This is a genomic window from Streptomyces sp. SM1 (assembly GCF_002910825.1).
Classification (GTDB): Bacteria; Actinomycetota; Actinomycetes; order Streptomycetales; family Streptomycetaceae; genus Streptomyces; species Streptomyces okerensis.
The window spans coordinates 1-270 of the sequence record NZ_NEUB01000356.1 but is presented as its reverse complement, the minus strand read 5'-3'; the positions used below and the strand labels follow the sequence as shown (position 1 = coordinate 270).

Genomic DNA, 270 nt, shown 5'->3' with positions numbered 1-270 from the left:
GGCGCCCACCGCCGACGCCTCGGCCGGCGGCGGTTCCGCCGAGGGCACGGACGTGGTCCTGCCGGCGCTCGGCGAGTCCGTCACCGAGGGCACCGTCACCCGCTGGCTGAAGTCGGTCGGCGACACCGTCGAGGCCGACGAGCCGCTGCTGGAGGTGTCGACCGACAAGGTCGACACCGAGATCCCGGCGCCCGCCTCCGGCACGCTGCTGGAGATCGTGGTCGGCGAGGACGAGACGGCCGAGGTCGGCGCCAAGCTCGCCGTCATCGG

1 protein-coding gene is annotated in these 270 nt (G+C 74.8%); it reads left to right on the top strand.

Annotated features, from left to right (window positions below; translation table 11 throughout):
* The coding region (locus tag B9S61_RS41515) for a biotin/lipoyl-containing protein (protein WP_308457755.1) at positions 1–270 on the top strand (270 nt) is incomplete at both ends.